We start from the raw sequence: 1,454 nt of genomic DNA on the forward strand, positions 1-1,454 counted from the left end.
GTGCATACCAACCCTTCCGCCTGCAAAACCAGTACGCTGACCCCGAGACGGGACTACATTACAACTTCTTCAGGTATTATGAGTCTGATGCGGGGCGGTTTGTGAATCAGGATCCGATTGGATTAATGGGTGGGGAAAATCTGTATTGGTTTGCACCTAATGCACAAGATTGGGTGGATCCATTGGGAGAAAGTGGTTACAAGTTACGTCTAAGTATGGAGTCTCAAAACATGTTTCGTCCAAATTCTTCTTGGCAAACACATCATTTGATTCCACAGGCAGTTTGGAAAGAAAACAAAGCATTTTTTAACGCTATTGGTATGAAGGGCAAAGGATTAGGCAGAGATAGTTGGACTAATGGTTTGTATATGCCTTCAACTGAAGCAGATGCTCGAAGCTCACTTAGAGAATTTTTCCATCGCGGTTCACACAATAATTACAATGACAGCGTAAGTCGCGAATTGAAAAAAATAAGAAAAGAATTCAAACAAGGAAAAATTACAGCAGAACAAGCGCGACAACGTGTACAGGATTTACAAGAAAGGTTGAAAAAACGTTTGAGTAAGTCCATATCCGTTGGAGGATGTGGATCTGCCAACTCACCAAAACGATTAGCTTAAGAGGATATTATGAAAAAATTATTAGTGTGGGGATATGCTCTGCAAAGCATGGATAAAGCAGAAAAAATGGGGTTGCCACGAGTAAGCAGTGGAGTTCTAGGTATATCAGAGAAGTTTAACCCTAAAAAAACGCATCCTGATTTTGATTTTCCATGGAGTTGGTTCCTAAAAGGTCAAAAAATTCCCCCAATGCCTGAACAAGTGTATATATGCTTGAAAAAAGCCCGAGACGTTACTTTTGATTTTCTACCATATAATGACTTCTTTATTATGTCGGCACGTTTTTTAGAATTTATTAAAAAATACGGGTTTAGTCATAATTTTGGCATGAGCAAAGTGATTATTGTCAATACCAAAGGAGAGCTCTTGACGAATGAAACCTATTATTTGATAAGAATAATTGATTGGGAAATTGAGGATGAGATTGTTTATCCAGATTTAGAATTAGATGAAGAAGATTTTTCGCTGGAAGCATATACTAATTCAGATAAGGATATTTTATTATCTTCCAAACATAATTATTCAGGAGCATTTATGGTATCAGAAAACTTAAAGGACAAAATATTGGAAAATTTTTCTTTGCCTTTTCTCTATTCTTTGGGAGAGTGGAAGAAATTAAACAATTTAGATAGTTATTGGGATTAAAATAAATCATAGAAATTGTTAGATGGACTTTTCTCTATGACAAACGTAGGTTAGGTTGAGTCCTTCCAAACATCAAGGTCGTCTGAAATCAATTTTCAGACGACCTTGCCTATGTCCCACCCTTACTCTGCTTCGACTACAACGAAAACGGCCAACTTATCGCCCAGCACCAATGGAAGGTGCCGTCCA

Annotated in this window: 2 protein-coding genes; both read left to right on the forward strand. The window is 37.7% G+C overall.

What is annotated here, in order from left to right; translation table 11 throughout:
- On the forward strand, window positions 1–620 hold a 620-nt coding region (locus tag HMPREF3050_RS12075; protein WP_070774958.1), incomplete at its 5' end, for an RHS repeat-associated core domain-containing protein.
- A 9-nt stretch (window positions 621–629) separates the two neighbouring features.
- Window positions 630–1,265, forward strand: a complete 636-nt coding sequence (locus HMPREF3050_RS12080) for an Imm43 family immunity protein (protein ID WP_009313171.1) — start codon at window positions 630–632, stop codon at window positions 1,263–1,265.
- Window positions 1,266–1,454: the final 189 nt, after the last annotated feature.

The sequence above is a fragment of the Neisseria sp. HMSC065D04 genome (genome assembly GCF_001815675.1).
Lineage (GTDB): Bacteria > Pseudomonadota > Gammaproteobacteria > Burkholderiales > Neisseriaceae > Neisseria.